Source organism: Pseudomonas sp. NFX5 (assembly GCF_049132125.1).
In the GTDB taxonomy this organism is placed as follows: domain Bacteria; phylum Pseudomonadota; class Gammaproteobacteria; order Pseudomonadales; family Pseudomonadaceae; genus Aquipseudomonas; species Aquipseudomonas marginalis.
In genome coordinates, this window is the sequence record NZ_JAFMZG010000009.1 from 539886 (window position 1) to 555304 (window position 15419).

Below are 15419 nucleotides of genomic sequence, written 5' to 3' on the forward strand. Positions count from 1 at the left end.
GAGACAGATCAGAGCAGGAAGATCGTCGCCAAACCGAGGAAGATGAAGAAGCCACCACTGTCGGTCATGGCCGTGATCATCACGCTGGCGCCCATGGCCGGGTCGCGCCCAAGGCGTGCCAAGGTCATGGGGATCAGCACCCCCATCAGGGCCGCCAGCAGCAGGTTGAGGGTCATGGCAGCGGTCATCACCACCCCCAGGGACCAACTGCCGTACAGCAAGTAGGCCACCACGCCAATCACCCCACCCCACACCAGGCCATTGATCAGGCCCACGGCCAACTCCTTGCGCAGCAGGCGCGAAGAGTTGGCGGTACTGACCTGGTCCAGCGCCATGGCGCGTACGATCATGGTGATGGTCTGGTTGCCCGAGTTACCACCAATGCCTGCCACAATCGGCATCAACGCTGCCAAGGCCACCAGCTTCTCGATGGAACCTTCGAACAGCCCGATCACACGGGAGGCGATAAACGCGGTAATCAGGTTAACGGCCAGCCAGGCCCAGCGGTTATGCAGGGAACGCCAGACTGACGCAAAAATATCTTCCTCTTCACGCAAACCCGCCATGTTGAGGACTTCGGTTTCACTCTCTTCACGAATCAAGTCGACGATTTCGTCGATGGTCAGACGGCCGATCAGCTTGCCGTTCTTGTCGACCACCGGGGCAGAGATCAAGTCGTAACGCTCAAAGGCCTGCGCTGCGTCGTAGGCATCCTCATCGGGGTGAAAGCTCACGGTATCGCTGGCCATCAGGTCAGCAACCTTTTTCTCCGGATCGTTGACCAACAGGCGCTTGATCGGCAGCACGCCCTTGAGAATGCCTTCATAGTCGACCACGAACAGTTTGTCGGTATGACTCGGCAGCTCTTTCAGCCGGCGCAGGTAACGCAAGACCACTTCCAGGCTGACGTCTTCGCGGATGGTGACCATCTCGAAGTCCATCAGTGCGCCGACCTGATCCTCGTCATAGGATAACGCGGAGCGCACGCGCTCACGCTGCTGGCCGTCAAGGGCCTCCATCAACTCATGGACAACATCACGCGGCAACTCTGGAGCCAGGTCGGCCAGTTCGTCAGCGTCCATCTCCCTGGCGGCCGCCAGGAGCTCGTGATCGTCCATGTCGGCGATCAGGGTTTCACGGACCGAGTCGGATACTTCGAGCAGGATATCGCCGTCGCGGTCAGCCTTGACCAACTGCCAGAGAGTCAGTCGATCATCCAGGGGCAAGGCTTCGAGAATGTAGGCAACGTCGGCGGAGTGCAGGTCATCGAGCTTGCGTTGCAACTCGACGAGGTTCTGGCGGTGGACCAGGTTTTCGACGAGATCGTTATTCGGACCATCCTGGCGGTGCGTGAAATCTTCGACCACGCGCTGGCGCTGCAGCAGCTCGATGACTTGAGCCAGGCGATCCTGCAGGCTTTCCTGTGTTTTCTTTACTTCTACTTCGGTCATAGGCGAACTCCACTCCCAGCAGCGGGGCACGCCGGAAGGATCAATCAGTCAATTCATGATTGGTAAAACGGGGTACTGAGTAACTACTGGGTAAGTCCATGGAGGTATTCCATAAGCCCCGGCGGGGCTGACGGGCGCAATGATACACCGTGCGTCCGGTTTTAACGTCAAAAAACTGGAAAGAACAAGCGCTTGCGAGCCAAAGTTGAGTATTGGCCACACCTATTCAACTGCGACGCCATCACCGGAATGGAAAACACATAAGGAAGGAGAAAAAGATAAGGATCCACACAAACCCCAGACGGCAAAAAGCCCGCACTAGGCGGGCTTTTTGTTTGTATGGTGCACTCGACAGGATTCGAACCTGTGACCGCTCGGTTCGTAGCCGAGTACTCTATCCAGCTGAGCTACGAGTGCATATTGTGTTTTTAGACCAGATCACAACTGGTTGAAGCCGAGCTACCTGCATTGCTGCAACTAACTCTTAAATGGTGCACTCGACAGGATTCGAACCTGTGACCGCTCGGTTCGTAGCCGAGTACTCTATCCAGCTGAGCTACGAGTGCATTTGTTGCCGCGCATTATAGGCCGTTCAATCTCTATGTAAAGCTATTTTTTCGTTTAATTTCAACAACTTAACGAAAAAACCAGATTGCAACGTACTAAGCAAATAATGGCGGAGAACGGGGGATTCGAACCCCCGACACCCTTTTGAGGTGTACTCCCTTAGCAGGGGAGCGCCTTCGGCCACTCGGCCAGCTCTCCGCAACACGGGGCGTATATTAACCACGTTCATCCCCGTTTGCAAACATAAAAAACGATAAAAATTAAAGGCTTGGTTCTCAGTCCTTTTCCTCGTCCTTCTGTTCGTCGTTTTGCGCGTCCTGATCTTTACCCTTCTCTCTGTCCTTCTCTTTACTGATCCGCAAGAAGATTTCCTCGCGATGGACCGCCACCTCTTTCGGAGCGTTAACCCCGATACGCACTTGATTGCCTTTGACGCCGAGCACGGTCACGGTGATTTCGCCATCACCGATAATCAGGCTTTCTGCGCACCGACGAGTCAGAATCAGCATACCTTTCTCCTCACGCATTTCATTTCAGGAACAACAGTCTGCAAAAAAAAGGCGTTCGACCTACGACTCGAGAGCCATAGCCCTAACGGCCTAAGTATTGTCGAGCGCACGCAAAAGACCATGCGCCCTACAAAAAAATGAAAGGCGCGGTAAACCGCGCCTTCCTGGCATTGCATCACTCGCCCTGTCGGGCCGGAGCATCCAGCTCAAAAGCGGTATGCAGCGCGCGTACAGCCAGTTCCAGGTACTTCTCTTCAATCACCACCGAGACTTTGATTTCCGAGGTAGAGATCATCTGGATATTGATGCTTTCCTTGGCCAAAGCCCCGAACATGCGGCTGGCAACGCCGGCATGGGAACGCATGCCCACACCTACGATCGACACCTTGGCAATCTTGGTATCGCCGACCACTTCACGGGCGCCAATTTCGCTCGCGGTGTTCTCCAGGATTTTCAACGCCGCATCGTACTCGTTGCGGTGCACGGTGAAGGTGAAATCGGTGGTGTTATCGTGCGAGACGTTCTGCACGATCATGTCGACTTCAACATTCGCATCGCTGATAGGGCCCAGAATCTTGAAGGCCACGCCCGGGGTGTCTGGCACGCCACGGATCGTCAGCTTGGCTTCATCGCGGTTGAAAGCGATGCCGGAAATGATCGGCTGTTCCATGGATTCCTCTTCATCAATAGTAATGAGGGTGCCCGGACCCTCCTTGAAGCTGTGCAATACGCGCAGCGGAACGTTGTACTTGCCGGCGAACTCCACCGCGCGGATCTGCAACACCTTGGAACCGAGGCTGGCCATTTCCAGCATCTCTTCAAAGGTGATCTTGTCCAGGCGCTGGGCCACGGACACCACACGCGGGTCAGTGGTGTAGACGCCATCCACATCGGTGTAGATCTGGCACTCGTCAGCCTTGAGGGCCGCAGCCAGGGCCACACCGGTGGTGTCAGAACCGCCACGCCCGAGGGTGGTGATGTTGCCGTGCTCGTCCACACCCTGGAAGCCCGCTACAACTACCACGCGGCCTGCTTTCAGATCAGTGCGAATTTTCTGGTCGTCAATCTGCAGGATCCGCGCCTTGGTGTGCGCGCTGTCGGTGAGGATGCGCACCTGGCTGCCAGTGTAGGACACGGCAGGCACGCCACGCTTGTTCAGGGCCATGGCCAGCAAGGCGATGGTCACCTGCTCGCCGGTGGACACGATCACATCCAGCTCACGCGGCAGCGGCTGTTGCTCGCCACTGATGGCCTTGGCCAGTTCGATCAGGCGATTGGTCTCGCCGCTCATGGCCGACAGCACCACGACCAGGTCATCCCCGGCATCGCGGAATTTCTTAACCTTGTCGGCCACCTGCTCGATTCTTTCGACAGAGCCGACCGAGGTGCCTCCAAATTTCTGTACGATCAAAGCCATTTCCAAGCCGCCTCAGCCCGTAAAGGGGCGCCTAATATCCAATCAACCAGCACAGAACAGCCCGTGACTAGACCACGGGCAGGTTAACAGTGCCTTAAATACCTGCCTCGACAAATGGCACGGTCAGGGCCAGGGCCGCGTCCAGGGCACTGGCGTCTACACCACCGCCTTGCGCCATGTCCGGACGACCGCCGCCCTTCCCGCCCACTGCCGCAGCGGCCTGCTTCATCAAATCACCGGCCTTGAGTTGGCCAGTCAGGTCCTTGGTTACACCGGCAACCAGCACGACCTTCTCCTCATGGACACTGCCGAGCAGGATCACTGCGCGGCCGAGCTTGTTCTTCAACTGATCGACCAGGGCCAACAGCGCCTTGCCGTCCTGGCCGTCCAGGCGTGCAGCCAGGACTTTCACGTCCTTGACGTCAACGGCCGAAGCCGACAGATCGTCGCCCGCAGCGCTGGCCGCCTTGGCTTGCAACTGCTCCAGCTGTTTCTCCAGCGCACGGTTGCGCTCCAGAACGGCGGACAACTTGTCGATCAGGTTGTCGCGGCTGCCCTTGACCAGGCTGGCCGCTTCCTTGAGTTGTTCTTCAGCGGCATTCAGGTAGGCCAGGGCCGCAGCGCCGGTCACCGCCTCAATACGACGCACACCCGACGCCACGCCGCCTTCGCTGATGATTTTCAGCAGGGCGATATCGCCGGTACGGTTGGCGTGGATACCGCCACACAGTTCCACCGAGAAGTCGCCGCCCATGCTCAGCACGCGCACGCTGTCGCCGTATTTCTCGCCGAACAGCGCCATGGCACCCTTGGCCTTGGCCGTCTCGATGTCGGTTTCTTCAGTTTCTACCGGGGAGTTCTTGCGAATCTCAGCGTTGACGATGTCTTCCAGGGCCTTGATCTGCTCAGGCTTGATCGCTTCGAAGTGACTGAAGTCGAAACGCAGGCGCTGGCTGTCGACCAACGACCCCTTCTGCTGGACGTGCTCGCCCAGCACCTGGCGCAGCGCGGCGTGCAGCAAGTGCGTGGCCGAGTGGTTCAGCGCGGTGGCATGGCGCACCTCAGCATCGACCTGGGTGTCCACCGGCGCACCGACCGTCAGGTTGCCCAGCACCAGCACGCCGTGATGCAGGAACGCACCGCCGGTCTTGGTGGTGTCGCGCACCTCGAAACGACCGGAGGTCGAACTCAGGAAACCACAGTCACCGACCTGGCCACCGGATTCGGCGTAGAACGGCGTCTGGTCCAGGACCACAACTGCCTCTTCGCCTTCGCTCAACACGTCGACCGACTTGCCGTCTTTATAAATGGCAACGATCCTGGCCGCGCCAACGGTCGCCTTGTAACCGGTGAATTCGGTGGGCACGTCAACCTTGACCAGGGTGTTGTAGTCCAGGCCAAAGGAACTGGCGGAACGGGCGCGCACGCGCTGGGCTTCCATCTCACGCTCAAAGCCGGCTTCGTCGATGGTCAGCTCGCGCTCACGGGCAATGTCGGCGGTCAGGTCCATCGGGAAGCCATAGGTGTCGTACAGCTTGAACACGACATCGCCCGGCACCACGGTGCCTTTGAGCTCGGCCAAGTCCTGTTCCAGAATCTTCAGGCCGTGCTCCAGGGTCTTGGAGAACTGCTCCTCCTCCGCCTTGAGCACGCGCTCGATGTTGCTTTGCTGTTGCTTGAGTTCCGGGAAGGCATCGCCCATCTCGGCAACCAGTGCAGCGACGATCTTGTAGAAGAAGCTGCCGGTGGCGCCCAGCTTGTTACCGTGGCGGCAGGCGCGACGGATGATGCGACGCAGCACGTAGCCACGGCCTTCATTGGACGGCAGTACGCCGTCGGCGATGAGGAAACCGCAGGAACGGATGTGGTCCGACACCACCTTGAGGGACGACTGGCTTTCATTGGCACAACCAATGGCCGCGGCCGACGCGCTCAGCAGGTTGGTGAACAGGTCGATCTCGTAGTTGGAGTGAACGTGCTGCATCACCGCACTGATCCGCTCCAGGCCCATGCCGGTGTCCACCGAAGGCGCTGGCAGCGGATGCAACACGCCATCGGCGGTGCGGTTGAACTGCATGAACACGTTGTTCCAGATCTCGATGTAACGGTCGCCGTCTTCTTCCGGCGAGCCCGGTGGGCCACCCCAGATGTCGGCGCCGTGATCGTAGAAAATCTCGGTGCATGGGCCGCATGGGCCGGTATCGCCCATGGTCCAGAAGTTGTCGGAAGCATAAGGCGCGCCCTTGTTGTCGCCGATGCGAATCATGCGCTCGACGGGCACCCCGATTTCCTTGGTCCAGATGTCATACGCTTCGTCGTCCGTCGCGTAGACGGTCACCCAGAGTTTTTCCTTGGGCAGCTTCAACACGCCGGTCAGGAAGGTCCAGGCGAAGGTAATCGCGTCTTTCTTGAAATAATCACCAAAGCTGAAGTTACCCAGCATCTCGAAGAACGTGTGGTGGCGGGCGGTGTAGCCGACGTTTTCCAGGTCACTGTTCTTGCCGCCGGCACGCACGCACTTCTGGCTGCTGGTGGCGCGGGTGTAGGCGCGTTTTTCCTGGCCCAGGAAGCAGTCCTTGAACTGGTTCATCCCCGCGTTAGTGAACAGCAGGGTGGGGTCATTGCCTGGGATCAAGGAGCTGGAGGAGACACGGGTGTGACCTTGCTCTTCGAAGAAGCGAAGGAAGGCTTCACGGATTTCTGCGCTTTTCATAGGTTCTTCCACGGAGGCTGCGGCCAAAGGCCAGTGCGCAACATCATCAGACGGAGCGACGGCAAAAGGCCGCATTATATCGGCCCTTTGCCGGTGGTACAGCGTGTTTATGCGATAGAGAGGTTCAATTAGACGGTCTGCACACTCATTTGCGCGAAAATTCGACGAATGCCTCGAGCACTTGCTCGATCTGCGCCCGGCTCACATCCAGGTGCGTCACCATGCGCAGGCGCGGCGCAGCACTCAACTTGATCCCACGCTCGGCGGCAAACGTCTTCAAGGCCTGGGCCTGGTCGCCGATCTGCACGTAGACCATGTTGGTCTGCACCGGCTCCACCGCGTAACCGGCGTTGCGCAGCTCATCGCCCAGCCATTGCGCATTGGCGTGGTCGTCGGCCAGGCGCTGCACCTGGTGATCCAGGGCGTACAGCCCCGCCGCCGCCAGGGAACCGGCCTGGCGCATGCCACCGCCGACCATCTTGCGCAAACGGCGTGCCTTGGCGATCAACGCCGTGGAGCCGCACAGCACCGAGCCGATCGGCGCACCGAGGCCCTTGGACAGGCACACCGACACCGAGTCGAAATGCTGGGCGATCTCCCGTGCATCTACCCCCAGCTTGACCGCCGCGTTGTAGAGTCGCGCGCCATCCAGGTGCAGGGCCAGGCCATGTTCGCGGGTCAACGCCCGCGCCTTCGCCAGGTAGTCCAGCGGCAGCACCTTGCCCTGCATGGTGTTTTCCAGGGCCAGCAGGCGGGTGCGGGCGAAGTGGAAGTCGTCGGGTTTGATAGCCTCGAGCACCTGATTCAGGTCGAGGGAGCCATCCGCCTGCACGTCCAGCGGCTGCGGCTGGATCGAACCCAGCACGGCCGCACCGCCGCCCTCGTATTTGTAGGTGTGGGCCTGCTGGCCGACGATGTACTCCTCGCCACGCTCACAGTGGGCCATCAGCGCCAGCAGGTTGCTCATGGTGCCGGTGGGCACGAACAGCGCGGCTGCAAAGCCCAGGCGTTTGGCCAGCTCGGCTTCCAGATGGTTGACGCTGGGGTCTTCGCCGTAGACGTCATCGCCGCTGGCGGCATTGGCCATGGCGTCGAGCATGCCGGCGGTGGGTTGGGTCACGGTGTCGCTGCGCAGGTCGATCACAGACATGAAACAAGCCTCGAAGGGGTTCATTAAGCTTCTTATGAGGATGATTACTGCGGGCAAAGCCGCGGAATATCAAGCCCCACGCGTTCTCAATCGAATACCAACCAAACAAACCGATATAGCTTATCGATACGACGCTCGTGCAGTTTATGAAAAACCATGTTAAAAACTCTCCGCCACCAGGGTTCTGGTGGCAACGTTCTCAGGGCGGGGTGCAATTCCCCACCGGCGGTAATTGCACGCAATGTGCATAGCCCGCGAGCGCTTGGCGCCTCGAACTGCTCACGCAGGACGGCGACAAGGTCAGCAGACCCGGTGTGATCCCGGGGCCGACGGTCATAGTCCGGATGAAGAGAGAACGGGATTGGCACCTAAGGGCCGCACGCTGAGCGCATGCCTGCATGACTCGGCGGTTCGTACCCTTAAATCCCATTCGATTCATAACGCCCTGTTTTTTTCTTAAACAGGAGTCAGAACATGCAACCCACCGCAATCGACAGCAAAAGCAAAAACCATCACGGCGAGCGCGTCGCGTTTATCCAGGCTTGCTGGCACAAGGATATTGTCGACCAATCGCGCAAAGGCTTCCTCGCCGAAATGATCGCCCAGGGCTATCAGGAATCGGACATCGATTTCTTCGAAGTCGGCGGCGCCTTTGAAATGCCCCTGCACGCCAAGCTGCTGGCCAAGACCGGCCGTTACGCCGGTATCGTGGCCGCCGCGCTGGTGGTGGACGGCGGGATCTACCGTCACGAATTCGTCGCCCAATCGGTGGTCAGCGGCCTGATGCAGGTTCAGCTGGAAACCGAAGTGCCGGTGTTCTCGGTGTCCCTGACGCCGCATCACTTCCACGCCGGCAGCGAACATACCGCGTTCTTCCATGAGCACTTCGTGCACAAGGGCCAGGAAGCTGCACGTACATGCGCCGACACCCTGCACAAGGTGCGGGCGATCCGTCGCAGCGAGCCACGGGCGGTAGCGGTCTAAGCAACACTGCAAAACAAAATGTGGGAGGGGGCTTGCCCCCGATGGCGGTGTCTCAGCTCCAGATGAGCTGACTGACACACTGCTATCGGGGGCAAGCCCCCTCCCACATTTGGACCAGGTTAAGGCTCAGATCTACGCCAGCCCGGCCTCTGTGGTCGGCACAATCAATATCCCCGCCCGCAAGCCATTCTTTACCTTCGGGTTGGGGAAGATGATGCGCGCACCCTCCTCCTCGATCACCCAACGGGTCTTGGCCACGTCTTCGGCCAGCAGATAACCCTTTTCCAATTCCGAAAAGTTTTCCACGTCCGCCGGCAAGTGCAGCAGGAATGCATCGCTGTGCTTGATGACTTCCCGCGACACGGCGAACAGTTTCAACCCGTCCAGACTGTCAGTCTCAGGCTCGGTGCCTTCGATGATCTGCTTGAGGCGCAGCTCCAGGCGGGAGACATTCACGCCCTGGTTGTGCCCGAACGGTCGCGCCTTGCCCAGTTCGAGGGTGAAGGCCTCGGCCTCCAGCTGCTCGTAGGTAAACGCGGTGAAGGTGATCGAGCTCTTGTTCTGCAGCAGCACCGCTTCCATGCCAGCGGCGTTCAGGCGCGCCAGTTCGTGGCGTGAATGCTGGCGCCCCTCCTTCCAGGGGTACAGCGCAAACTGCTCGATCTTCGAGCCGCGGATGGCGGTGTGCAGGTCGTAATGCAGGCGCGAACGGCCAGGCTGGCTGAAGAAGCTGCGGGCCAGCTGTTCAAGTTCGGCGGCGCGCATGGCTTCGGGGCCGATGTTTTTTTCATGCCGGCCGTTGAACAGCCGGTTGACGTCCAGTTCAAGGTAACGCTCGCCGCGGCGCATGGCCTCGGGGTTGCCGAACAGGAACAGAATACGGGTGCGGAGCTTGATCTCCCCACGGGCGATGCCATGCAACAGGCGGTCGAGCAATTCGATCGGCGCGGTTTCGTTGCCATGGATGCCGGATGACAGCAACAGGTCGCGGCCATTGTCCGTTGCCTGCGGCGGGCGCACTTCGAGTGCGCCCTCGCTGAGCCAGCGCATCTGCACGCCGTCGACAGTCAGTTGAATTTTTTGCGCCGGTTCGCGACCGGCGAGGGTCAGTTCAAGCAGTTTGCCAAGGGCGAGCATACGCAGCTTCCTTAGTGGTTGCAGCCTGGGCCGTGGACGTGATCGTCATCATCACCTTCAACGTCGGCCGGTTCCATTTCCAGTTGCAGGCTCATCAGGTTGGTGGCCAGTGGGCGCATCAACAGGTTGGCGTATTCGGCGTCGCCTTCTTCCACGTCCACGCCGATCAGCAGTTGGCCACGGCCGTCGTGCTGGATCCAGATTTCCTTGCCCTGCCAGACCACGGCGACGCGGGTGCAGGAGGTTTCCAGCTGGGTGCCGTCGGTGTCTTCAAGGATCAGTTGCAGGGTGTCGGTGCTCATAAATAATTCTCAGCCATAGGGTGTAAAAAGAGGTGGCGTTAATTGATCTGGAAAGGATAAACCGAGCCCAGTTTAAGGATTTGCGTCAGTTCATCCAGTGCCGTCCGGCACTCAAGCAGTAATTGCGGGTCAGCCAGGTCGGTTTCGCGCAGGCTGTCGCGGTAGTGCTTGTCGACCCATTGGGTCAGTGTGTCGTACAACGGCGCGGTCATGATAACCCCTGGGTTCACCGCTGCCAGCTCGGTTTCATTGAGGGCCACGCGCAGGCGCAGGCACGCCGGGCCGCCGCCGTTCTGCATGCTTTGCTTGAGGTCGAAGACTTTGACTTCGCGGATCAGCCCCGCGGACGCCGTCAGGCCTTGCAGGTACTGCCAGACGCGCTCGTTGGCGCGGCATTCTTCCGGCACGATCAGCAGCATCGAACCGTCGGCGCAGGTCAGCAACTGGCTGTTGAACAGGTAGGAGCGCACCGCGTCCTCGACGCTGACCTGGGCACGCGGCACACACACCGCCTGGAAGTTGCCGCCCAGCTTGCCCAACTTGCCCTGCAACTCGGCCAGCATCTGTTCGGTATGGAGGAACGCGTCCTCGTGATAGAACAGCACCTCGCCGTTGCCCACCGCGATCACGTCGTTGTGGAACACGCCGGCATCGATCACCGCCGGGTTCTGCTGGGCGTAGACCACGCCTTCATCCTTCAGGCCATGCAGGCGGGCGACGGCCTGGGAGGCTTCGAGGGTCTGGCGCGCCGGGTACTTCTGCGGGGCCGGGTAACGGGGGTCGAACGCGCTGCGCCCGAACACGAAAAATTCCACCCCCGCGTCGCCATACTCACGGCAGAAACGCGTGTGGTTGGCCGCACCTTCGTCGCCGAACTGCGCCACCGCCGGTAACGCGGCGTGGTGGGCAAAGTGTTTCTGGTCGGCAAACATCGCCCCCAGCACGCGGCTGGTGGTGGGGTGTTCGATGCTGCGGTGGTATTTGCAGTTGAGGTTGGCGGCGGTGAAATGCACGCGGCCATCTGCCGTGTCGGCGCTCGGGCTGACGGTGGCGGCGTTGGCCACCCACATGCTCGATGCCGAGCAGCTGGCGACCAACAACGGCATGGCCTGCTTGGCCGCCTGCTGGATGACCTGGGCGTCGGTGCCGCTGAAACCGAGGTTGCGCAACGCCGCTACATCCGGACGCTCCTGGGGCGCAAGCACACCTTGCACAAAGCCCATGTCCATCAGCGCTTTCATTTTCTGCAGGCCCTGCAACGCCGCTTCCCTGGGGTTGGAATGCTGCTGGCTGTTGCTCTGGGAGGCGACGTTGCCGAAGGACAAACCGCCGTAGTTATGGGTCGGCCCCACTAGACCGTCAAAATTGACTTCATAGGATTTCATCGGCGAGGCTCCACGAACATCTGTTTTTATAGGCTTCAAATTACTTGAATACACCACTGACCCCCTGTGGGAGGGGGCAAGCCCCCTCCCACATTTAGATCAGCGTAATGCCGGGGGTTAGCGTGGCCGGTACCACCAGGCTTGGCGTTTCAAGCGACGCCACCGGGTACGCACAATAATCCGCCGCGTAATACGCACTGGCGCGATGGTTGCCCGAGGCCCCTACCCCACCAAATGGCGCGGTGCTGGCGGCGCCGGTCAGCTGTTTGTTCCAGTTGACGATGCCGGCACGGCTTTCCAGCCAGAATTGCTGGTAACGCGCTTCGGAATCGGACAACAGGCCAGCGGCCAGGCCGTACCGGGTGTTGTTGGCTTCGGCAATCGCCGCCGCGAAATCGGCGTAGCGGATCACCTGCAACAGCGGCCCGAACAGTTCTTCGTCTTCGCGCTCGGTCACGCCGGTCACGTCGATGATGCCTGGGGTCAGCAAGGCAGCTTGATCCTGGGGCTGGGTCATCTCCAACAGCGCCACGGCGCCATTGGCCAACATCAGCTCCTGGGCGTCCATCAGGGCTTTTGCCGCCGCCAGGGAAATCACCGAGCCCATGAACGGCGGTGGTTGCTGGTCGAACGCGCCGACTTCAATCGTCGCGCTCACCGCCACCAGCCGCGCCAGCAGCGCATCGCCCCAGGCGCCTTCCGGCACCAGCAGGCGACGGGCACAGGTGCAACGCTGGCCGGCGGAGATAAACGCCGACTGGATGATGGTGTAGACCGCCGCATCCACGTCGGCTACTTCATCTACCACCAGCGGGTTGTTGCCGCCCATTTCCAGGGCCAGGATCTTGTCCGGGCGCCCGGAGAACTGCTGGTGCAGATGATTGCCGGTACGGCTGGAACCGGTGAAGAACAACCCATCGATACCGGGGTTGGCGGCCAACGCAATGCCGGTCTCGCGCGCGCCTTGCAGCAGGTTCAACACGCCCGCCGGCAAACCGGCGTCGATCCAGCACTGCACGGTCAGCTCGGCAACTTTCGGGGTCAGCTCGCTGGGCTTGAACAGCACGGTATTACCCGCCAGCAACGCCGGGACGATATGCCCGTTGGGCAGGTGACCGGGGAAGTTGTAAGGACCGAACACCGCCACCACGCCGTGGGGCTTGTGGCGCAATACGGCGGTGGCGTCGCCCAGGGGGCCGCTCTTCTCGCCGGTACGCTCGCGGTAGCTTTGCACCGAGATTGCGATCTTGTTGGCCATGCTGGTGACTTCGGTGGCCGACTCCCACAGCGGCTTGCCGGTCTCCTCGCCGATGCAGCGCGCTATTTCATCGGCGCGACTTTTCAGGCTCGCGGCGAAGGCTTCCAGCACGCTGATGCGCTCTTCCAGCGGGCGCCGGGCCCAGGCCGGGAACGCCTGGCGCGCGGCCTGCACGGCCGACTCGACCTGCTCGACCGTGGCGCCATTACCGGCCCACAGCACCTGCTGGGTCACCGGATTGCGGGATTCAAACAGTTCACCCTGGCCAGCCAGCCAGCTACCTGCGATATACAACGAATTCATTATTTCGACTCCCGGGCAGCAGACAACGGTACGGCACGCACTTGATCACCCACCACCAGTTGCAGGCGCTTGGCGGTTTGCGGATCGACCACCAGCGTGCCGGCCGCCAGGCGTGCCGGTGCGGCGGTGATGCGGCAATCTTCGCGTTTGCGGTTATGGATCAGGAACGGCGTGGCGTCGTCCCCCGGTGTGCCGATGGCCAACACCAATGATTGGCTGTCGCGCACCGCACGGATCTTGGCGGTCTCGCACTCCACCGCCGGGCCGGCGTCGAAAATATCGACGTAGCCCTGGTAGCTGAAGCCTTCGCTCTTGAGCATGCTCAGCGCCGGCTCGGTGTCCGGATGGACCTTGCCGATCACGTTGCGCGCGTCTTCGGAAAGGAAGCAGCTGTACAACGGAAACTTGGGCATCAGCTCAGCAATAAACGCCTTGTTGCCCACGCCGGTGAGGTAATCGGCCTGGCTGAATTCCATCTTGAAGAAGTGCCGGCCCAGGCTTTCCCAGAACGGTGAACGCCCGGCGTCGTTGGACACGCCGCGCATCTCGGCGATGATCTTGTTGCCGAACAGCTGTGGGAACTCGGCGATAAACAGCAGGCGCGCCTTGGCCAGCATGCGGCCGTTGAGGCCGTTGCGGTAATCGGCATGCAGGAACAACGAGCACAGCTCGGAATTGCCGGTGAGGTCGTTGGCCAGGAACAGCGTCGGAATCTCACGGTAGATATTCAGTTCCTGGGAGGCGCTGACCGTCAGGCCGACCCGGAAGTTGTACCACGGCTCGCGCAGGCCGACGGCACCGGCGATGGCGGAAATCCCCACCACGCGGCCTTCGTCGTTTTCCAGCACGAACAGGTAGTCGGCATCACCGCGCCCGGCGTCGCCGCGAAAGGTTTTTTCCGCCCAGCCTACCCGGTGGGTCAGGCGCTCTTCGTTGGCCGGCAAGGTGGTGAGGCCGGTGCCGGTGCTGCGCGCCAGATCAATCAGGGCCGGTAAATCGCTGCTGCGTACGGGACGAACGATCATGCTATCTCCTCAGACGGGCCGCTGCTGCCAGCCACCCGCGACACTCTGTTTATACCGCTACCAGGCGCACACTCGCGCCTTCACCAACGCCCAGGGCTTCGGCGGCTGCCAGGTCCAGGGTCACCGGTTTGCCCGGCGCGTAGTCCAGCTCCAGCATCACCGCGCGGTAATCCTGCAACTGCGCGTTGCTCACCAGGTACTGGCGGCCGCCCCCCTTGACCATCTCGCCGATCTTCACCGGCACCACGCGACTCTGGGCAATCGAGCGAATGCCCGAGACCCGTGCGTGCAGCGTCGGGCCGCCGTCGAAGATGTCGATGTAGTGGTCAGTCTCGAAGCCTTCGCGCATCAGGATGTCGAAGGTGATCTGGGCACGCGGGTGCACCTGGCCCATGGCTTCCTGGGCTTCGTCCGGCAGCAGCGGCACGTAGATCGGGTAATGCGGCATCAGCTCGGCGAGGAACGTACGGCTTTTCAGCCCGCACAGGCGCTCGGCGGCGGCGTAGTTGAGGTCGAAGAAGTTGCGGCCGATGGCGTCCCAGAACGGCGAATCACCGTGCTCGTCGCTGTAGCCGACAATCTCGGTCACCACCGAGTCGGCAAAGCGCTCGGGGTGGCTGGCGACGAACAACAGGCGGCCGCGGGAATTGAGTTCCGACCACGGCGAACCGACCAGCTCCGGCACCACGTAGAAACTGGTGAGCAGGCTGTTGCCGGTGAGGTCGTGGCACTGGGAAAGCACGTGGATCTTGTTGTGGATCTTCAGCTCGCGGGAGGCGTGCACGAAGGTCTCGTTACGAAAACTGTAGAACGGCTCCGAGTAACCGGCCGAAGCGACGATGGCCGAGCAGCCGGCGAGCTTGCCGGTCTCGGTGTCTTCGAGCACGAAGAAATAGCTTTCTTCACCGTTGAAACTCACCTCGGCCGCGAAGGACGCTTCGCTGGCGGCGATCTTGTCGCTCAGGCGTTCCACATCATCCGGCAAGGAGGTGACACCAATCGGGCTATCCGCAGCCAGACGCTGTACCTCGCCCAGATCAGCCATTTGCGCGGGGCGCATCACCAGCATGGTGTCACTCCTTAACTCTAGAACTCACAGGAAAAAAATACCGAACAGGTCGGGAACACCCCATATCTTCATGTGGGGCATATTCCAGTGTGGGAGGGGGCTTGCCCCCGATAGCGGTGTATCAGTCACCAGATGCATCAACTGACAGA

General features: G+C 60.7%; 12 protein-coding genes, 3 tRNA genes and 1 riboswitch. Of the genes, 1 reads left to right on the plus strand and 14 read right to left on the minus strand.

Annotated features, from left to right (window positions below; all coding sequences use genetic code 11):
- Positions 1-8: 8 nt before the first annotated feature.
- From mgtE to ltaE, 8 genes are all read right to left on the minus strand, one after another.
- Entirely contained in the window at positions 9-1451 is a 1443-nt protein-coding gene (gene mgtE / locus J1N02_RS06510; protein WP_065926188.1) for a magnesium transporter, read from the minus strand.
- 340 nt (positions 1452-1791) lie between these two features.
- A tRNA-Arg gene (locus tag J1N02_RS06515) sits at positions 1792-1868 on the minus strand.
- A 72-nt stretch (positions 1869-1940) separates the two neighbouring features.
- Positions 1941-2017, minus strand: a tRNA-Arg gene (locus J1N02_RS06520).
- Positions 2018-2125: 108 nt separating this feature from the next.
- Positions 2126-2216, minus strand: a tRNA-Ser gene (locus J1N02_RS06525).
- A gap of 77 nt (positions 2217-2293) precedes the next feature.
- Positions 2294-2527 (minus strand): carbon storage regulator CsrA, encoded by a 234-nt coding sequence (gene csrA / locus J1N02_RS06530; RefSeq protein ID WP_051429402.1) that lies wholly within the window; start codon positions 2525-2527, stop codon positions 2294-2296.
- 175 nt (positions 2528-2702) lie between these two features.
- The gene (locus J1N02_RS06535; protein ID WP_027607775.1) at positions 2703-3944 is read right to left on the minus strand and encodes an aspartate kinase; all 1242 of its coding nucleotides are present in this window, start codon (positions 3942-3944) and stop codon (positions 2703-2705) included.
- A gap of 94 nt (positions 3945-4038) precedes the next feature.
- On the minus strand, positions 4039-6657 hold the full coding sequence (gene alaS / locus J1N02_RS06540; RefSeq protein WP_146188258.1) for an alanine--tRNA ligase: 2619 nt from the start codon (positions 6655-6657) through the stop codon (positions 4039-4041).
- 145 nt (positions 6658-6802) lie between these two features.
- The gene (gene ltaE, locus J1N02_RS06545; RefSeq protein WP_146477374.1) at positions 6803-7807 is read right to left on the minus strand and encodes a low-specificity L-threonine aldolase; all 1005 of its coding nucleotides are present in this window, start codon (positions 7805-7807) and stop codon (positions 6803-6805) included.
- A gap of 191 nt (positions 7808-7998) precedes the next feature.
- Positions 7999-8168, plus strand: a riboswitch (FMN riboswitch).
- A gap of 113 nt (positions 8169-8281) precedes the next feature.
- Here ltaE and J1N02_RS06550 point away from each other — a divergent pair.
- Complete coding sequence (locus J1N02_RS06550; RefSeq protein WP_065926190.1) at positions 8282-8791, plus strand: 6,7-dimethyl-8-ribityllumazine synthase; 510 nt, start codon at positions 8282-8284, stop codon at positions 8789-8791.
- A gap of 132 nt (positions 8792-8923) precedes the next feature.
- On the opposite strand, the gene astE is transcribed toward J1N02_RS06550, so the two are convergent.
- From astE to aruF, 6 genes are all read right to left on the minus strand, one after another.
- Complete coding sequence (astE, locus tag J1N02_RS06555) at positions 8924-9928, minus strand: succinylglutamate desuccinylase (RefSeq protein WP_421147230.1); 1005 nt, start codon at positions 9926-9928, stop codon at positions 8924-8926.
- Between the two features lie 11 nt (positions 9929-9939).
- Positions 9940-10230 carry a hypothetical protein gene (locus tag J1N02_RS06560; protein WP_027607770.1) on the minus strand — a complete coding sequence of 97 codons (291 nt, stop codon included), beginning with the start codon at positions 10228-10230 and terminating at the stop codon, positions 9940-9942.
- A 38-nt stretch (positions 10231-10268) separates the two neighbouring features.
- Positions 10269-11615, minus strand: a complete 1347-nt coding sequence (gene astB / locus J1N02_RS06565) for an N-succinylarginine dihydrolase (RefSeq protein ID WP_092359549.1) — start codon at positions 11613-11615, stop codon at positions 10269-10271.
- Between the two features lie 94 nt (positions 11616-11709).
- Positions 11710-13179 carry a succinylglutamate-semialdehyde dehydrogenase gene (gene astD / locus J1N02_RS06570; RefSeq protein ID WP_166655335.1) on the minus strand — a complete coding sequence of 490 codons (1470 nt, stop codon included), beginning with the start codon at positions 13177-13179 and terminating at the stop codon, positions 11710-11712.
- Positions 13176-14201, minus strand: coding sequence for an arginine N-succinyltransferase (gene astA, locus J1N02_RS06575; RefSeq protein ID WP_027607767.1), 1026 nt, complete (start codon positions 14199-14201; stop codon positions 13176-13178). Before astA ends, astD begins: the two co-directional genes overlap by 4 nt.
- Positions 14202-14250: 49 nt before the next feature.
- Positions 14251-15270: an arginine/ornithine succinyltransferase subunit alpha gene (gene aruF, locus J1N02_RS06580; RefSeq protein ID WP_092359554.1), complete on the minus strand. Its 1020-nt coding sequence runs from the start codon at positions 15268-15270 to the stop codon at positions 14251-14253.
- Positions 15271-15419 lie beyond the last annotated feature (149 nt).